Source organism: Halomonas denitrificans, from assembly GCF_003056305.1.
GTDB lineage: Bacteria > Pseudomonadota > Gammaproteobacteria > Pseudomonadales > Halomonadaceae > Halomonas > Halomonas denitrificans.
The window spans coordinates 1-1,784 of sequence record NZ_PYVX01000012.1 but is presented as its reverse complement, the minus strand read 5'-3'; the positions used below and the strand labels follow the sequence as shown (position 1 = coordinate 1,784).

Annotated in this window: 1 protein-coding gene; it reads right to left on the bottom strand. The window is 69.5% G+C overall.

Annotated elements, in window-relative coordinates:
* Positions 1 to 1,784 (bottom strand): aconitate hydratase AcnA (gene acnA / locus C9F13_RS17300; protein ID WP_108447496.1); only part of this gene is annotated, 1,784 nt, incomplete at both ends.

The window sequence follows — 1,784 nt, the reverse complement described above, 5'->3', positions numbered from 1 at the left end:
GCCTGGCTGGGCCAGAGGTCCTTGAGGAAGACCGGCTTGCCGTGATGGTCGATGCCCAGCGGCTCGCGGGTCAGGTCGAGCTGGACGTTGCCGGCCAGGGCGTAGGCCACCACCAGGGGCGGCGAGGCGAGCCAGTTGGTCTTGACCAGCGGATGCACCCGGCCCTCGAAGTTGCGGTTGCCCGAGAGCACCGAGGCCACGGCCAGGTCGCCCGTCTCGATGGCCTCCTCGATCGGGCCCGCCAGCGGACCGGAGTTGCCGATGCAGGTGGTGCAGCCGTAGCCCACCAGGTGGAAGCCCAGGGCGTCCAGGTCCTCCTGCACGCCGCCGGCGGCCAGGTAGTCGGTGACCACCTTGGAGCCCGGCGCCAGGGAGGTCTTGACCCAGGGCTTGGTGTGCAGGCCCTTCTCGCGGGCCTTCCGGGCCAGCAGGCCGGCGGCCATCATCACGCTGGGGTTGGAGGTGTTGGTGCAGGAGGTGATGGCGGCGATGACCACGGCGCCGGGATTCAGCCGGAAGGCCTCGCCGTCGAGGTCGACGTCCTGGCTGTCATGATGCTCGTAGCTCTCCTCGACGCCCACGGCGGTCTGGCCGCCCTCGGACATCAGCTTGCCCTTCTCGGCGGAGGAGAGCGGCTTGCCGTCGTCCTCCATCACCTTGGCGAAGGCCGCGCTCATGTCCTTGAGGGCGACGCGGTCCTGGGGCCGCTTGGGACCGGCCAGGCTCGCCTCGACCTCGCCCATGTCCAGCGCCAGGGTGTCGCTGAAGATCGGCTCGTCGCCGGGCTCCCGCCACAGCCCCTGGGCCTTGCTGTAGGCCTCGACCAGCGCCACCTGGGCGTCGTCGCGGCCGGTCAGGCGCAGGTAGGTGAGGGTCTCGTCGTCCACCGGGAAGAAGCCGCAGGTCGCGCCATACTCCGGCGCCATGTTGGCGATGGTGGCGCGGTCGGCCAGCGGCAGGTCCTTGAGGCCGTCGCCGTAGAACTCGACGAACTTGCCCACCACGCCCTTCTTGCGCAGCATCTCGGTGACGGTCAGCACCAGGTCGGTGGCGGTGATGCCCTCGCGCAGCTTGCCGGTGAGCTTGAAGCCGACCACCTCGGGGATCAGCATCGAGACCGGCTGGCCAAGCATGGCGGCCTCGGCCTCGATGCCGCCCACGCCCCAGCCGAGCACGCCCAGGCCGTTGATCATGGTGGTGTGGGAGTCGGTGCCGACCAGGGTGTCGGGGTAGGCGAGGGTCTTGCCGTCTTCTTCCCTGGTCCACACGGTCTGGCCCAGGTACTCCAGGTTGACCTGGTGGCAGATGCCGGTGCCCGGGGGCACGACGCGGAAGTTGTCGAAGGCCTGCTGGCCCCAGCGCAGGAACTCGTAGCGCTCGTGGTTGCGCTCCATCTCGATGGCGACGTTGTCCTTGAACGCCGAGGGATTGCCGAACTTGTCGACCATCACCGAGTGGTCGATGACCAGGTCCACCGGGGAGAGCGGGTTGATGCGCGCGGGGTCCTCGCCGAGGGACTCCACCGCGGCGCGCATGGAGGCGAGGTCGACGACGCCGGGCACGCCGGTGAAGTCCTGCATCAGCACGCGGGCCGGGCGATAGCCGATCTCGCGGTCGGAGTGGCCCTGCTGCTGCCAGTCGACCAGCGCCTGCAGGTCCGCGCGCTCGACGCTCTCGTCGTCGGCGAAGCGCAGCTGGTTCTCGAGCAGGATCTTCAGGGTCTTGGGCAGTCGGTCGATGTTGCCGAGCGCCTCGGCGGCCTTGGGCAGGCTGTGGAAGTGGTA